This is a genomic window from Gordonia sp. YC-XJ4 (genome assembly GCF_059511865.1).
In genome coordinates this window covers 4935052-4947992 of record NZ_CM183447.1, presented here as the reverse complement: position 1 = coordinate 4947992, position 12941 = coordinate 4935052, and the positions used below count along the sequence as shown (strand labels likewise).

At 66.2% G+C, this 12941-nt stretch carries 13 protein-coding genes; 7 read left to right on the top strand and 6 right to left on the bottom strand.

Going from position 1 to position 12941, the window contains the following annotated elements:
• Window positions 1-46 precede the first annotated feature (46 nt).
• Genes hsaC through AC5ZH6_RS21930 form a run of 5 tightly spaced genes read left to right on the top strand, consistent with a single transcriptional unit; the run spans window position 47 to window position 4651 of the window.
• Window positions 47-958 carry an iron-dependent extradiol dioxygenase HsaC gene (hsaC, locus tag AC5ZH6_RS21950; RefSeq protein ID WP_288338002.1) on the top strand — a complete coding sequence of 304 codons (912 nt, stop codon included), beginning with the start codon at window positions 47-49 and terminating at the stop codon, window positions 956-958.
• Between the two features lie 13 nt (window positions 959-971).
• Window positions 972-1547, top strand: coding sequence for a 3-hydroxy-9,10-secoandrosta-1,3,5(10)-triene-9,17-dione monooxygenase reductase subunit (hsaB, locus tag AC5ZH6_RS21945; RefSeq protein ID WP_288338001.1), 576 nt, complete (start codon window positions 972-974; stop codon window positions 1545-1547).
• The gene (locus AC5ZH6_RS21940; protein ID WP_288338000.1) at window positions 1544-2743 is read left to right on the top strand and encodes a hypothetical protein; all 1200 of its coding nucleotides are present in this window, start codon (window positions 1544-1546) and stop codon (window positions 2741-2743) included. Before hsaB ends, AC5ZH6_RS21940 begins: the two co-directional genes overlap by 4 nt.
• The gene (locus tag AC5ZH6_RS21935) at window positions 2740-3516 is read left to right on the top strand and encodes an SDR family oxidoreductase (RefSeq protein ID WP_288337999.1); all 777 of its coding nucleotides are present in this window, start codon (window positions 2740-2742) and stop codon (window positions 3514-3516) included. The genes AC5ZH6_RS21940 and AC5ZH6_RS21935 overlap by 4 nt, the downstream gene beginning before the upstream one ends.
• A complete protein-coding gene (locus AC5ZH6_RS21930) occupies window positions 3509-4651 on the top strand; it encodes a sulfotransferase family protein (protein ID WP_288337998.1) in 1143 nt (380 codons plus the stop codon). Before AC5ZH6_RS21935 ends, AC5ZH6_RS21930 begins: the two co-directional genes overlap by 8 nt.
• On the opposite strand, the gene AC5ZH6_RS21925 is transcribed toward AC5ZH6_RS21930, so the two are convergent.
• Window positions 4606-6096 carry a wax ester/triacylglycerol synthase domain-containing protein gene (locus AC5ZH6_RS21925; protein WP_288337997.1) on the bottom strand — a complete coding sequence of 497 codons (1491 nt, stop codon included), beginning with the start codon at window positions 6094-6096 and terminating at the stop codon, window positions 4606-4608. The two genes, AC5ZH6_RS21930 and AC5ZH6_RS21925, sit on opposite strands and share 46 nt — an antisense overlap.
• A 91-nt stretch (window positions 6097-6187) precedes the next feature.
• Here AC5ZH6_RS21925 and AC5ZH6_RS21920 point away from each other — a divergent pair, with 91 nt between their 5' ends.
• On the top strand, window positions 6188-6823 hold the full coding sequence (locus tag AC5ZH6_RS21920) for a TMEM175 family protein (protein WP_006369809.1): 636 nt from the start codon (window positions 6188-6190) through the stop codon (window positions 6821-6823).
• Window positions 6824-6982: 159 nt separating this feature from the next.
• On the opposite strand, the gene AC5ZH6_RS21915 is transcribed toward AC5ZH6_RS21920, so the two are convergent.
• Entirely contained in the window at window positions 6983-7309 is a 327-nt protein-coding gene (locus tag AC5ZH6_RS21915; RefSeq protein WP_014361374.1) for a hypothetical protein, read from the bottom strand.
• 67 nt (window positions 7310-7376) lie between these two features.
• Here AC5ZH6_RS21915 and AC5ZH6_RS21910 point away from each other — a divergent pair, with 67 nt between their 5' ends.
• Window positions 7377-8183, top strand: coding sequence for a helix-turn-helix domain-containing protein (locus AC5ZH6_RS21910; RefSeq protein ID WP_416361896.1), 807 nt, complete (start codon window positions 7377-7379; stop codon window positions 8181-8183).
• A gap of 532 nt (window positions 8184-8715) precedes the next feature.
• On the opposite strand, the gene AC5ZH6_RS21905 is transcribed toward AC5ZH6_RS21910, so the two are convergent.
• Genes AC5ZH6_RS21905 through AC5ZH6_RS21890 form a run of 4 tightly spaced genes read right to left on the bottom strand, consistent with a single transcriptional unit; the run spans window position 8716 to window position 12868 of the window.
• The gene (locus AC5ZH6_RS21905) at window positions 8716-9819 is read right to left on the bottom strand and encodes an acyl-CoA dehydrogenase family protein (protein ID WP_288337996.1); all 1104 of its coding nucleotides are present in this window, start codon (window positions 9817-9819) and stop codon (window positions 8716-8718) included.
• Window positions 9816-10787 (bottom strand): acyl-CoA dehydrogenase family protein, encoded by a 972-nt coding sequence (locus tag AC5ZH6_RS21900; protein ID WP_288337995.1) that lies wholly within the window; start codon window positions 10785-10787, stop codon window positions 9816-9818. The genes AC5ZH6_RS21905 and AC5ZH6_RS21900 overlap by 4 nt, the downstream gene beginning before the upstream one ends.
• 1 nt (window position 10788) lies before the next feature.
• Entirely contained in the window at window positions 10789-11955 is a 1167-nt protein-coding gene (locus AC5ZH6_RS21895) for an acyl-CoA dehydrogenase family protein (RefSeq protein ID WP_006369816.1), read from the bottom strand.
• A 1-nt stretch (window position 11956) separates the two neighbouring features.
• Complete coding sequence (locus tag AC5ZH6_RS21890; RefSeq protein ID WP_094601022.1) at window positions 11957-12868, bottom strand: enoyl-CoA hydratase; 912 nt, start codon at window positions 12866-12868, stop codon at window positions 11957-11959.
• Window positions 12869-12941 lie beyond the last annotated feature (73 nt).

Genomic DNA, 12941 nt, shown 5'->3' with positions numbered 1-12941 from the left:
CGCCGATCCGGTGGACAGCACACGCGAGGACAGGAGCACCCAGCACATGACCGACAGTCCGATCCGTTCCCTGGGGTACATGCGCATCGAGGCGACCGACGTCGAAGCCTGGCGCGAATACGGCCTGAAGGTGCTCGGCATGGTCGAGGGCACCGGTACCGTCGACGGCGCACTCTACCTGCGGATGGACGACTTCCCGGCTCGCTTGGTGATCGTGCCGGGCGACCACGACCGGCTCGCGTCCTCCGGCTGGGAATGCGCCAATGCGTCGGCGCTCCAAGACGTCCGAGATCGCTTGTCGGCGGCCGGCGTCGTCTATCGCGAGGCCAAGGACACCGAACTCCTCGAGCGTCAGGTCGTCGAGATGATCGTGTTCACCGACCCGGCCGGCAACACCATCGAGGCGTTTCACGGTGTGGCACTGCAGCATCGACGAATCGTCAGCCCGTACGGCCACCGCTTCGTCACCGGTGAGCAGGGCCTCGGGCATGTGGTGCTCACCTGCTCCGACGACAAGGCTGCGCTGGAGTTCTACCGCGACGTCCTCGGCTTCTCGCTCCGCGATTCGATGCGACTGCCACCGCAGGCCGTCGGCCGCGAAGAGGGCGATGAGGTGCCGTGGCTGCGCTTCCTCGGCTGCAATCCACGACATCACTCGCTGGCGTTCCTGCCGATCCCCAATTCGACGGGCATCGTGCATCTCATGGTCGAGGTCGAGAACTCAGACGACGTGGGTCTGTGCCTCGACCGGGCGCTGCGCCGCAAGGTGAAGATGTCGGCCACCCTCGGTCGGCACGTCAACGACCTCATGCTCTCCTTCTACATGAAGACACCCGGCGGATTCGACGTCGAATTCGGTTGTGAGGGAAGAACCGTCGCCGACGACGACTGGATCGCCCGGGAGAGCACCGCGGTCAGCCTGTGGGGCCATGACTTCACCGTCGGATTCTCCCAGTAGCGACGAGTCGGCCATGAGCGCCCATACCCCCTACGGCTCCGCCGATTTCGACTCCCGACAGTTCCGTACCGCGATGGGCCAGTTCTGCACCGGCGTCACCGTGATCACCACGCTCACCGCCGACGACCAGCCGGCCGGATTCGCATGCCAGTCGTTCGCGGCGCTGTCCCTCGACCCGCCGCTGGTGCTGTTCTGCCCGCAGAAGACCTCACGTACGTGGTCGGTGATCGAGCAGCGGGGCGGCTTCTGCGTCAACGTGCTCTCGAATCGTCAGCAGGACGTGAGCGCGAATTTCGGTGCGCCGCGCGAGGACAAGTTCTCCGGCGTGGTGTGGGACCCCTCGCCCGCGGGGCTGCCGGTCATCCGACACTGCCTGACCTGGGCGGAGTGCACCATCGAGCAGGTTGCCGACGGTGGTGATCACCATATCGTCATCGGCCGCGCCCAGACGCTGGGAGAGGTGTTGCAGGACAAGCCGTTGCTGTTCTACCGCGGCGGATACCTCTCCACCGAACACCCGCGCGTGACACCCGCACAGGCCGAACTCGAGAACTTCCTGACCTGGACCGGAGGGGACACCTGGCTATGAGTGCACCGAGCATCACGATCGCCGAACAGGCCACCAAGCCGTTCACCGATGCCATCGCCGAGGCCGAGAAGCTGATCCGCTCAGCGGAATTCGTGAGTAGCGAACAAGATCTGGCCGAGGGGCTCGACTATCTCGCCGGCAGTATCTCGGCGATCGGTCACCTGGTTCGTACCCGCAACCTCACCCACCCAGTGTTCGTCGCATCGACCGGACCGTACACCAAGATGGGCCTGGACAACCCCGACACCCTCTACTACCACGCCGACATCGACCCCGCAGGCACCTACCGGGTCTGGGGGCGGCGGGGCACCACCGCCGACCTGAGTTTCCAAGTGCTGCGCGGGGATTACACCCCCGACGCGGTCCCGGGCGGTGACGACGCCTTCGACGACCGGCGCATCACCATTGCCGACGACGGCTCCTTCGAGATCGTCTTCCGCCCCGCGGGCAGCGGACCGGGCTGCGCGGACGAGTTCGTCCTCCCCGACGGCGCCACCACACTGTCGGTGCGCGAGGTCTACTCCGACTGGGCCCAGCGCAAGGGCGCCATCGCCATCGAACGCGTCGACACGAGCGGAACCGCGCCCACCGAACCGGATCTCGAACGGGTGACCCGTCGCTACCGGACCGCGGCCAAGATGTTGACCGCGCGGATCAACACCTGGTTCAACTTTCCCAAGTGGTTCTATCTCGACGAGCCGGTGAACACCTTCACCCCGCCGCGGCTGACACCCGGTGGGCTGGCCACCCAGTTCTCGTCGGTCGGCCACTATCGTCTCGCCCCCGACGAGGCGATCCTCGTCACGGTTCCGAAATCCGACGCGCCCTACCAGGGATTCCAGCTCGGCAGCCTGTGGTACATCTCACTGGACTACGTGCACCACCAGACGAGCCTGAATTCTGCTCAGGCACAAGTTGATCCCGACGGGATGATCCGCATGGTGATCTCGCATACCGATCCGCACATCGCCAACTGGATCGAGACCACCGGGCGCGAACGCGGGATCATGCAGTTTCGCTGGCAGCGGACCGAGCGACCGATCACCCCGGAGCAGGGCCCGACGGCACAGGTCATCGACGTCGGCGACGTGGCGGCGCATCTACCGTATCTCGCGCACAACCGGGTCGACGCGGACGGCTGGGCGCAGCGAATAGCACAGCGGCAGCGAGGCTTTGCCGAGAGGATGCTCGCATGAGTGAAGGACTACTGGCCGACAAGGTCGTCGTCGTGTCGGGTGTCGGGCCAGGGCTCGGACGCTCGATCTGTGTTCGGGCCGCGGCCGCCGGAGCGAGTGTGGTGCTCGCGGCTCGGACCGAATCCAGACTCAAGGAGGTGGCCGCCGAACTCGACACGCCCACGCTCGTCGTACCGACCAACATCACCGACGACGACGCCGTCGACGCACTGGTGAGCGCCGCCGTCGGCGAGTTCGGCGGCGTCGACGTGCTGGTGAACAACGCGTTCGCATTGCCGTCGATGAAACCGTTGGCCCGCACCGACTTCGACCAGATCACCGCGAGTCTGGACCTGACGGTGCTCGGCACCCTGCGGGTGATCAAGGCGTTCACCGATTCGCTCGCCGAGAGGGGCGGGTCGATCGTCAACATCAACTCGATGGTGATCCGCCATTCCGAGCCCCGCTACGGCAGTTACAAGCTGGCCAAGTCGGCGATGCTCGCGATGTCGCAGACACTGGCCACCGAGCTGGGGGACAAGGGGATTCGGATCAACTCGGTGGCGCCCGGCTACATCTGGGACGACCAACTGAAGTGGTACTTCGGGGAGGTCGCCAAGAAGTACGGCATCACCCCCGAGCAGGTGTACGAGCAGACGGCGGGCCGCTCCGATCTCCATCGTCTACCCGAGCCGGATGAGATCGCCGACGCGGTGGTCTTCCTCGCCTCGCCGATGGCGCGTGCCATCACCGGTCACACCCTCGACGTGAATTGCGGTGAATACCATGACTAGATCGACGCTGACGACCGTGGGGACCGTCGACGACCTCCACGAATCAGCCATGCGAGCAACCGGTCTGGATGATTTCGGCGATGACGGGTACCGCGAGGCGCTGGCAATCCTGCTCACCTCGTACGCGGAAGAGGCCGGGCTCACCGAACTCGGCAGCAAGATGTTCCGGTACTTCCTCAAGGGGGCGCTGGTGGCGCGGCTGCTGAGCGAGGCGTCGTGGAAGGCCAACCCCGGCTACGTCGACGTGCCGATCACCCGGCCGATCTTCGTCACCGGGCTGCCGCGTACCGGGACCACCGCACTGCATCGGCTGCTCACCGCCGACCCCGCCCATCAGGGCCTCGAGATGTGGTTGTGCGACGTCCCGCAGCCGCGTCCGCCGCGCGAGACGTGGTCGGACAACCCGGTGTTCACACAGATCAACGCGGGCTTCGCCCAACACCACGTGGAGAACCCGGAGTTCCTGGGACTGCACTACATGCATGCGGCCGAAGTCGAGGAATGCTGGCAGTTGTTGCGGCAGAGCATGATGTCGATCTCCTACGAGTCACTGGCGTACCTGCCCACTTATTCGCGCTGGCTCGCCGGCCAGGACTGGACGCCCGCGTACGCCCGACACAAACGCAACCTGCAGCTCATCGGCTCCAACGATCCCGAAAAGCGCTGGGTACTCAAGAATCCCAGCCACCTGTTCGCCTTGGATGCGCTGATGGCCACCTATCCCGATGCTCTGGTGATCCAGACACATCGGGCGCCGGAAACGATCATCGCCTCCATGTGCAGCCTCGCCGAACATGCCACTCCGGGGTGGTCGACGACCTTCGTCGGCGAGCGGATTGGTGCCTCACAGCTCGAACTGTGGTCGCGTGGTCTGCGCGAATTCTCGAGTGCCCGACAGCGATACGACCCCACACAGTTCGTCGACGTCGAGTTCGACGAATTGCGAGCAGACCCGTTCGGCGTCGTCGACCGCGTGTACGCGGCATTGGGGGCATCGGTGTCCGACGCGGCTCGAGCGGCGATGCGGGTGCTCGACGAGGAGAGCCGTTCGGGGGCGCGAGCACCCCGCCACACCTACCGGCTGGCCGACTACGGTCTCGACGAGGACACCGTGACAACCGCTTTCGCTTCCTGATCGCTCGTATCAGAGTGATCGATCACCGCCGTCAGGCGCCGGTCGGGTGGTTGGGGTCCGCGGGGGTGCAGCAGATCGGCGAGTGCTGTCCGCACGCATTCGGTGAACAACCGGCTGTCGGTGACGGCCGCGGGATCGCAATTCACGCCGAGGAAGACGCCGCTGGCGTAGGACATCAGTCCCACGTTGACCGCGGCCCCCGACTTGGGTGCGAACGGGATGAGCTTGGTGACCTTGGCGCCCGCGGTGAAGACCGACATCGGTGGGCCGGGGACGTTGGTCGCGGCGACGTCGACCCCCTTCATCAACGAACCCGCGATCGAGGTGGTCAGTGGGGCCGGCAATGAGGCGAGCAACTGGTAGACGATCGTCGAGGCGCGCAGTGCCGGATCGTGTTGGGCCCGCCGCACCACGGGCTCGATCCGTCGGAGCAGACCACTGACGTCGGCCGGCTCGGCCGGCATCACGAAACGTGCGGGTACCCAATGATTCCCGGCTGCCTCGTCGGAGTCGGTCCGCACACTGACCGGCATGTTGACCCGGACTCGGCGCAATTGCTCGCCCAACGCGACGTGATAGTCGCGCAGCGCTGCGGTCACCACCGCCAGGAAACAGGTGTTGAGCGTGGTGTCATGCCGGCGTGCGGCGGACTTGAGGGCATCGAGAGGCACCTCCACCACCGAGAAGTCCACCGACAGTGAGCGATCCGACATCAAGGTGGACAGCGGACGGCCCTGGGGTGCGAGCATCCGAATCGTCGACGCCGCGGTGTCGACGGCCTGTCGGGTCACACCGACGGGGTTGGTGACGGCGGTCCTGCCGGTCGAGAACGCCAGTCGTGCGACCCGGGCGGCGTCGTAGGCGGCGGCGCGGACCTCGAACCCCACGGCCTGCTCGACCCGATGGATCAGGCTCGACGGTTCGGCGGCCGGCACCGTCGGCATGTCTCCGGGTTCCGGGGCATCGCGGGAGAGGTCGAACAGCGAGGCAGCCATTGCCAGACCACCGATGCCGTCGGTGATGCAGTGGTGGATCTTCACGATCAGCGCGGCCTGATCGTCGACGAGGCCGGTGATGATCGCGGCCTCCCACAGCGGGCGCGCACGATCGAAGTCGGCCTCGCTCATTCGCTCTGCGAAGTCGAGGACCTCGGCGAGCGCCTCGCGTTCGCCTGGTGCGCGTCGCCACCGCAGGTGGAATCCGGCGTCGAAATGCGGGTCGACCTCCCAGCGTGGCGGAGCCAGCGACATCGGATTACCGACGGCCCGCTGACGTAGGCGCGGCTGCAATCGGGTCAGTCGTTCGGTGCGGTCGGTCACCAGCGCGAGATCAGGTGCGCGGTCGAGCATCGCGACCAGCGTGATCGACGACCGCAACAGCGGGTCGTCCTCGATGCCGAACATCACCGCGTCGAATGCGCCCATCCTGGGATCGAGGCCAACCATGTGCGTATTGTGCGACAGGCATCCTCGCCGGTGCCACGGTTTGCGCGAGGTCGGCGATCATCGGCGGGGGATGACACCTAGGGTTGATCACATGTCCGAGAAGTACGAACGCCGTACCGACGACGGGTTCCGCCGACTGATCGCCTTCACCGACGCCGTTGTTGCGATCGCGTTGACGTTGCTCGTCCTGCCGCTCGTCGACATCATCCACGACGTCGCCCAGGACTCGACGGTGGGGCAGGTATTCGACGAGCATTCCGACGAGATCATCGGCTTCCTGATCAGTTTCGTCGTGATCTGGGTGCTGTGGCGCAACCACCACGGCACCTTCGAGTACTTCAAGACCTACGACCGGATGATCTTCAACCTTCATCTGCCGTGGCTGCTGACCATCGTGGTGCTGCCCTTCGTCACCGCGCTGATCAGTGGAAACACACTCAAGGGAGCCAACGTCGTCTATATGGCGGTGCTGTGGCTGTCGATCGCGTCGGTGGTGGTGATGTCGATGTGGGGCCGTCGGCACCGCGAACTGCTCCACTCCGGCGACGACGTCGACGCCTGGCTTGCCCGGCTGCCCGACTTCGGCACCCCGATCCTGCTGACCGTCGCGATCGTGATCACGCTGGTGGTGCCGGGCTCGGGGCTGTACTCACTACTCCTGTTGTTCGCCGTCGGCCCCGTCAACGCCGTGATCGAACGGTGGGTCGGCCGGGGAAAACCCGCCTGAGCTGCACCGGTCGTCGAGGTCTTCCCGGTCGTCGAGGTGTGACGAGCCGCTTGGCGAGGAGCCGCGAGACGCGGTGCGCATTCCCGGTCGTCGAGGTGTGACGAGCCGCTAGGCGAGGAGCCTCGAGACGCGGTGCGGTGGTGCTGGTTCTCAATCGGGTCACCGACCCGGATCATTCACCGGGTAGTCGTCGAACACGGTCTTCCAGTACTGCTCCGGAAGCTCGACGCCGCGGCGGAGAACGATCGCCAGGCCGGTGGCCATGGCGATACCCAGAAGCCCCAGCCACAGGCCGCCGAGTGCGAGCGCCACGAGCGCGATGGTGTGCAACACCGGCCACCCGTCGAGCAGAAGAAGAATCGGCGCGAACAAGAGGCTCACCACGATGTAGGACGACGAGCCGAAGCGGTCGCTGCGCATGATCATCCGCAGCCACCGTGGGACGTCGATGTCGGGCGAGGTGTCGGTGTCGGCGGTCGTGGTCATATCGAGCTCCTCTCGTCGGTTCCATTCCACTGTTCGCGGGGTTGCGTGGTCAATTACCTTGGAGGTCATGTTTGCCACCACCGAGCCGGTACGGACGAGCGAATCAGATCGTGCCGGAAAGATGCTGCGGGACTGGCGGCTTCGCAAGGGGCTCTCACAGCTCGCGCTCTCCTTGCAGGTCGGGATCAGCGCTCGGCATCTGAGTTTCGTCGAGACCGGGCGCTCGGTGCCCAGCACCGAGCTGATCGTTCATCTCGGAGAGTATCTGGAAATACCTCTGCGCGAACGCAATCGGATACTCCTGGCGGCCGGTCATGCTCCGGTCTACTCCCATCATCGGCCCGACGACCCCGAGCTCGCGGTGGTGCGCAGTGAGCTGTCGCAGATGATCGCCGCTGTCGAGCCGGTGCCCGCGGTCATCTGCGACCGCCATTGGGGGCTGGTCGAAGCCAACGGGACGATCGCAGTGCTGCTCGACGGATGTGCGCCGCACCTGCTCGAACCGCCCGCCAACGTCCTACGGCTGACCCTGCATCCCGACGGTGTGGCCCCGCGGATCGCCAACCTCGCGACGATACGGAACCATCTGATCGGTCAGGTGCGTCGGCGTGCGGAGTGGACAGGGGATCGCGTCCTTGCCGATCTCGCCCGCGAACTATCTGCGTACCCAAGCGATTCCGATGAGGAGTCCGAATCCGTGGACGACTCGGTCGTGGTGCCTCTGCGGCTGAGACATCCCGACGGCGAACTGAGTTTCTTCACCATGGCCGCCGCCTTGACCTCGGCCCGCGACGTCACGATCGACGAGTACACCGTCGAGCTGTTCGCGCCGGCCGACGGTCGGACCCGAGAATTTCTCTACGGCAGTCGATGATTTGCCGCAGAACCCCCGGTACTCACATCGGTGTCGATCGCAGCACGCCGTTGACGGTGGAGCCGAGTAGCTCGCTGAACCAGCAGGTGCCCAGCGTCAGTCCGGTCTCCACGACCCAAAGATCATCTGGCTCCACGCGGAAACTCCTGCCGGCTCCTGCAGCGTGTCGACTACTGTAAGCGTCGTCGGACGATCCCGGGAGAAGGAAGCTGTGTCGGCAAGCAGCACGAAAGGGCGTGGTGGACCGTCCCATTCAATGTCCCTGAAGTCGCCAGCGGCAGTGCGGTCATAGCGTTCTTGGTCGCTGATGCAGTTCAGGGACAGCGTTATTGTCCATCACTTCCCGGCAGTAAGACGTCCTTTTGCGCGTCCGAGCAGAGCTTCTTCCAGTCCGCGTCCGGCGTGGAAAGTCGACACGTAAGAGGACGGTCCTTCCATCGCTCGGAACCGTGATCGGCAAGTTTGTCTCCTGGGCGGTTCGACGATCGGTTGCTGGATGCTGTGCGATCCTCAGTTGGAGGCCACCGAGAGTTCAGCCGCGCAACCGGTCCACCATGTCGGCAACGACCTCATGCGGTTGGCCGAACAGTTGGGAACTCGATTGAGCACGTTTGAAGTACAGCTGGATGTCGTGTTCCCAGGTGATGCCGATGCCCCCGTGGATCTGGATGGCGTCGCCGGCGACGCTCGCGTAGGCCTCCGAGCAGTGGACGCGGGCGGCCGCCGCGAGTTCCGCGGCGTCGGCCGAACCGGCGGCGAGTGCCTCGACCGCGGCGTGGGATATCGCCCGCGACGTCGCCACGAGCGCGTACATGTCGGCCATCCGGTGTTTGAGTGCCTGGAACGATCCGATGGCGCGGCCGAACTGGTTGCGCTCCTTGCTGTATCCGACGGTCAGGTCCAGAGCACGGGCGGCGCCACCGACCTGCTCCGCAGACATCAGGGCCCAGGCCGCGGTCCGGATCGTGTCGACGGTCCCGGCGCGGGCGGTGATCGTCTCGGCGGGCACGTCGTCGAAAGTGACCGACGCGAGCGGGCGTGTCGGGTCGAGTAGTGGTTGCGGAGTGATCGTCACACCTTCGGCACGGGCATCGACGTCGTGGACGGTGAGTCCGGCGTCGGTGCCGGCGACGACCAGCAAGTGATCGGCAGATTCCGCGTCGAGAACGTAATGGGCTGTGCCCGAGAGCAGTCCGGCCTCCGCGCGGACACCGGACGACGACCACCCCGACGGTGCCGCCCAACACAGCGCGACGATCGACGTCCCCGCGGCGATCGCGGGCAGCAACCGCGCCGAGGCCGCATCATCTCCGGCGGCCAGCAGCGCGGCGCTCGCGAGCGCCGCAGAGAACACCGGCACCACCGACAGTGCGCCCCCGAGTTCCTCGAGCACCACTGCGGTCTCGACGAAGCTCGCCCCGGCACCACCGAACTCCTCGGGAATCGGCAGTGCCGCGACACCGATCTCGGTCGACAGCGTCTGCCACAACCCTCGGTCGATGCGTGGTGTTTCCGACATAGACGTACGCAGGGCGGCGGAACCACCCCGCTGCTTGAGCAACGCGGCGATCGACTCCCGCAGGGCCTCTCGCTCCTCGGTGGAGATGGATTCGCGCACAGTGGGTTCGGTGGTCACAGCGTCTCCAGGATTCGCGTCCGATGCGCGGCGGGGGTACCCCACGCGCCGATCAGGGCGCGGGTCTTGGTCAGATACAGGGAGAGATCGTGCTCGGCGGTGTACCCGATCGCCCCGAGCACCTGCAGAGCATGACGCGACGCCAGGTACGCCGCATCGGCGGCGGCCACCTTCGCCGCGGAGATGTCGCGGCCCACGTCGGTGCCCTCCGGGGCTCCGCCGTCGACGCCGACGGCCGCCCCGTGAATCAGCGGCCGTGCCATCTCCAACGCGATGGCGACATCGGCCAGATGGTGCTTGACGGCCTGGAAGGAGCCGATGGCGCGACTGAACTGCTTGCGTGCCACCGCGTACTCCGACGCGATCGACAGCATCCGATCACCCAGACCGAGCAACTGGGCGGCGGTGGCCAGCGCGCCGAGATCGGCTGCGGCAGTACCGTTCACCTCGGTGTCGACCGGGTCGGACGCGCTGACTTCGGAGACCGTGCGGGCCGGGTCCACCGTGCGGTGGGTGGCGGTGATCTGCGCCGTGGACAAGGTGCCGTCGGCGAGGAGGTACACCTGTGACGCGGCGTCGGCGTCGGCGGCGCGTGGCGCCCATGGCGCCGCCGCCACCGACGCCAGCCGACCACCGGCAATGGCGCCGAGGTCGTCGGCGGCATCGGTGCCGGCGAGCAGAGTCGGTGCGACGGCCACTGTTTCGGCCAGCGGGCCGGGGACGCCGTGCCGGCCCAAGACCTCGGCGACCACGGCCATCTCCACAGCCCCCGCGCCGGCACCGCCGTGTTCGTCGTCGATGAGCAGCCCGAAGACGCCGGTGTCGGCGAGTTGGCCGAAGACGTTGGCGGCCGGCGCCCGGTCACCGGCGGCCCACGCGCGGGCGACGGCGGGACTGTCGGCCTTGGTCAGCAGCGCATCCACGCTGGAGGCGAGATCGTTGTGGAAATCGGCGAGCAGGAAGTCCATGTCAGCGATCCCCCCGCGGTAGGCCGAGGAGTCGCTCGGCGATCACATTGCGTTGAATCTCGTTGGTGCCGGCATAGATCGGTCCCGACAGGGAGAACAGGTAACCGTCGAGCCACGCGTCGTCGAGCTCGGCGTCGGCGCCCTGTAGGTCCAGGGCGGTCTCGTGTGCTGCGATGTCCCACTGACTCCAGAACACCTTGTTGATCGACGACTCCAGGCCGAGCTGACCGCCGGCGGCGAGCCGGCTCACGGTCTGATACGTCGACAATTCATAAGCGCGGGAACCGATCCAGGCGTCCGCGACGCCCTTGTCGGTCGCCGCGGTCGGCGGAACACTGTCGCCACATGCCTTCCACAGTTCGACGAGCCGGTCGGTGGTGGCGAGGAACCGTCCGGGCGAGCGCAGCGACAGTCCGCGCTCGTTGGCTGCGGTGCTCATCGCCACCCGCCACCCGTTATCGACCTCGCCGATCACCCCCGATGCCGCGGGATCGGCCGGGTCATCGGGGACGAAAACGTCTTCGAGGAACAGTTCGGCGAAGCCGGGTTCGCCGTCGAGCTGGGCGATCGGACGCACCGTCACCCCGGCAGTACGCAGGTCGAACATGAAGTAGGTCAAGCCCTTATGGCGTTGCGCGGACTTGTCGGTCCGGAACAAGCCGAATGCGCGATCGGCGAAGGACGATCGGGAACTCCACGTCTTCTGGCCGTTGAGCAGCCAACCGCCGTCGGTGCGGGTGGCGCTCGAGCGCAATGATGCCAGGTCACTGCCGGCGTCGGGTTCGCTCCACGCCTGACCCCAGATGTCGTCGGCGCGTGCCATTCGCGGCATGATCCGGGACAGCTGTTCGGGTGTCGCGTGCTCGAACAGGGTGGGCGCCAACAGGAAGATGCCGTTCTGGCTGACCCTTCCGGGTGCGCCGGAGCGGTAGTACTCTTCTTCGAAGATCAGCCAGTGCAGCAGCGGCTCGTCACGACCGCCGTACTCCTCGGGCCAGCTGACCACCGACATCCGGTCGGCCGCCATCGTTCGTTCCCACTCGCGATGTGCCTCGAAGCCCTCGGCGGTGTCCATCGACGGCAACGGCTCCGCGGGAACATGGTCGGCGAGCCAGCTGCGGATCTCCGCCCGAAATGCTTGTGCCGCATCGTCCAACAGATAGTCCACGTCAGGACCCCGACCCGGCGGCGGCGCTCTTCATCGACTTCGCATCCATCCCGCCCAGCGAATCCCCGCCGGAGGATTCGGCATTGGCCGAATGCGCGAAGTGGTGCCAACCGAAGACCGAGTCCATCGCGTTGCGCATGCCCATCTGGTCCTCGCAGATGTTGACCGCCTTCTTCGACAGGAACAGGCCCTGCATCGGCATCTCGACGATCTTCTCCGCGATGCCGTTCACCTTGCCCGCGAGTCCATCTCGTTCGACGACATGATTGACCATGCCCCACTCGGCGGCCTGGGTCGCAGTGAAGCGTTCGCCGGTGAACAGGATCTCCTTGGCCCGGCGGGGCCCGAGGACGTAGGCATGGGCGAAGTACTCGACGCCGGGAATGCCCATGCGGGCGACCGGGTCGGAGAAGAATGCGTCGTCGGAGGCGACGATGAAGTCGCAGACCCACGCCAGCATGAGCCCGCCGGCGATACAAGCCCCGTGCACCGCCGCGATCATCGGCTTGGGGATGTCCCGCCACCGGCGACACATCCCCATGTAGACCTCCATCTCACGGGCCAGTCGCTGATCGGCACCCGACTTGTCGGTGTGATCCCAATGCAGGACAGCAGCATTCTCGTAATGGGTGTCGAAATCGCGCTCCGGAGTACCGATGTCGTGGCCCGCCGAGAAGTGCTTACCGTTGGCCCGCAACACGATGACCTTCACCGACGCGTCGTCGACGGCCTTACGGAACGCGGCGTCGAGCGAATAGGTCATCACCGAATTCTGCGCATTGCGGTACTCGGGTCGGTTGAGGGTCACGTAGGCGACCGCGTCTGCCGGACCGCCGACCTCGTAGGCGACCGGCGAGGTGTCGGGTCCGAGATCGTCGGGGCCCAGGGGTGGTGGGATGACGGCGTCGCTCATGCCACCGAGCGTAACCTAGCAAGTGCTTGGTTGGTAGGGGCGGACATGGCAGACCGCGACTCCCCGGATCGTC

Coding starts and splice junctions, on each gene's coding strand:
- hsaC (WP_288338002.1), top strand. CDS start 47: ATGACCGACAGTCCGATCCGTTCCCTGGGGTACATGCGCATCGAGGCG.
- hsaB (WP_288338001.1), top strand. CDS start 972: ATGAGCGCCCATACCCCCTACGGCTCCGCCGATTTCGACTCCCGACAG.
- AC5ZH6_RS21940 (WP_288338000.1), top strand. CDS start 1,544: ATGAGTGCACCGAGCATCACGATCGCCGAACAGGCCACCAAGCCGTTC.
- AC5ZH6_RS21935 (WP_288337999.1), top strand. CDS start 2,740: ATGAGTGAAGGACTACTGGCCGACAAGGTCGTCGTCGTGTCGGGTGTC.
- AC5ZH6_RS21930 (WP_288337998.1), top strand. CDS start 3,509: ATGACTAGATCGACGCTGACGACCGTGGGGACCGTCGACGACCTCCAC.
- AC5ZH6_RS21925 (WP_288337997.1), bottom strand. CDS start 6,096: ATGGTTGGCCTCGATCCCAGGATGGGCGCATTCGACGCGGTGATGTTC.
- AC5ZH6_RS21920 (WP_006369809.1), top strand. CDS start 6,188: ATGTCCGAGAAGTACGAACGCCGTACCGACGACGGGTTCCGCCGACTG.
- AC5ZH6_RS21915 (WP_014361374.1), bottom strand. CDS start 7,309: ATGACCACGACCGCCGACACCGACACCTCGCCCGACATCGACGTCCCA.
- AC5ZH6_RS21910 (WP_416361896.1), top strand. CDS start 7,377: ATGTTTGCCACCACCGAGCCGGTACGGACGAGCGAATCAGATCGTGCC.
- AC5ZH6_RS21900 (WP_288337995.1), bottom strand. CDS start 10,787: ATGGACTTCCTGCTCGCCGATTTCCACAACGATCTCGCCTCCAGCGTG.
- AC5ZH6_RS21890 (WP_094601022.1), bottom strand. CDS start 12,868: ATGAGCGACGCCGTCATCCCACCACCCCTGGGCCCCGACGATCTCGGA.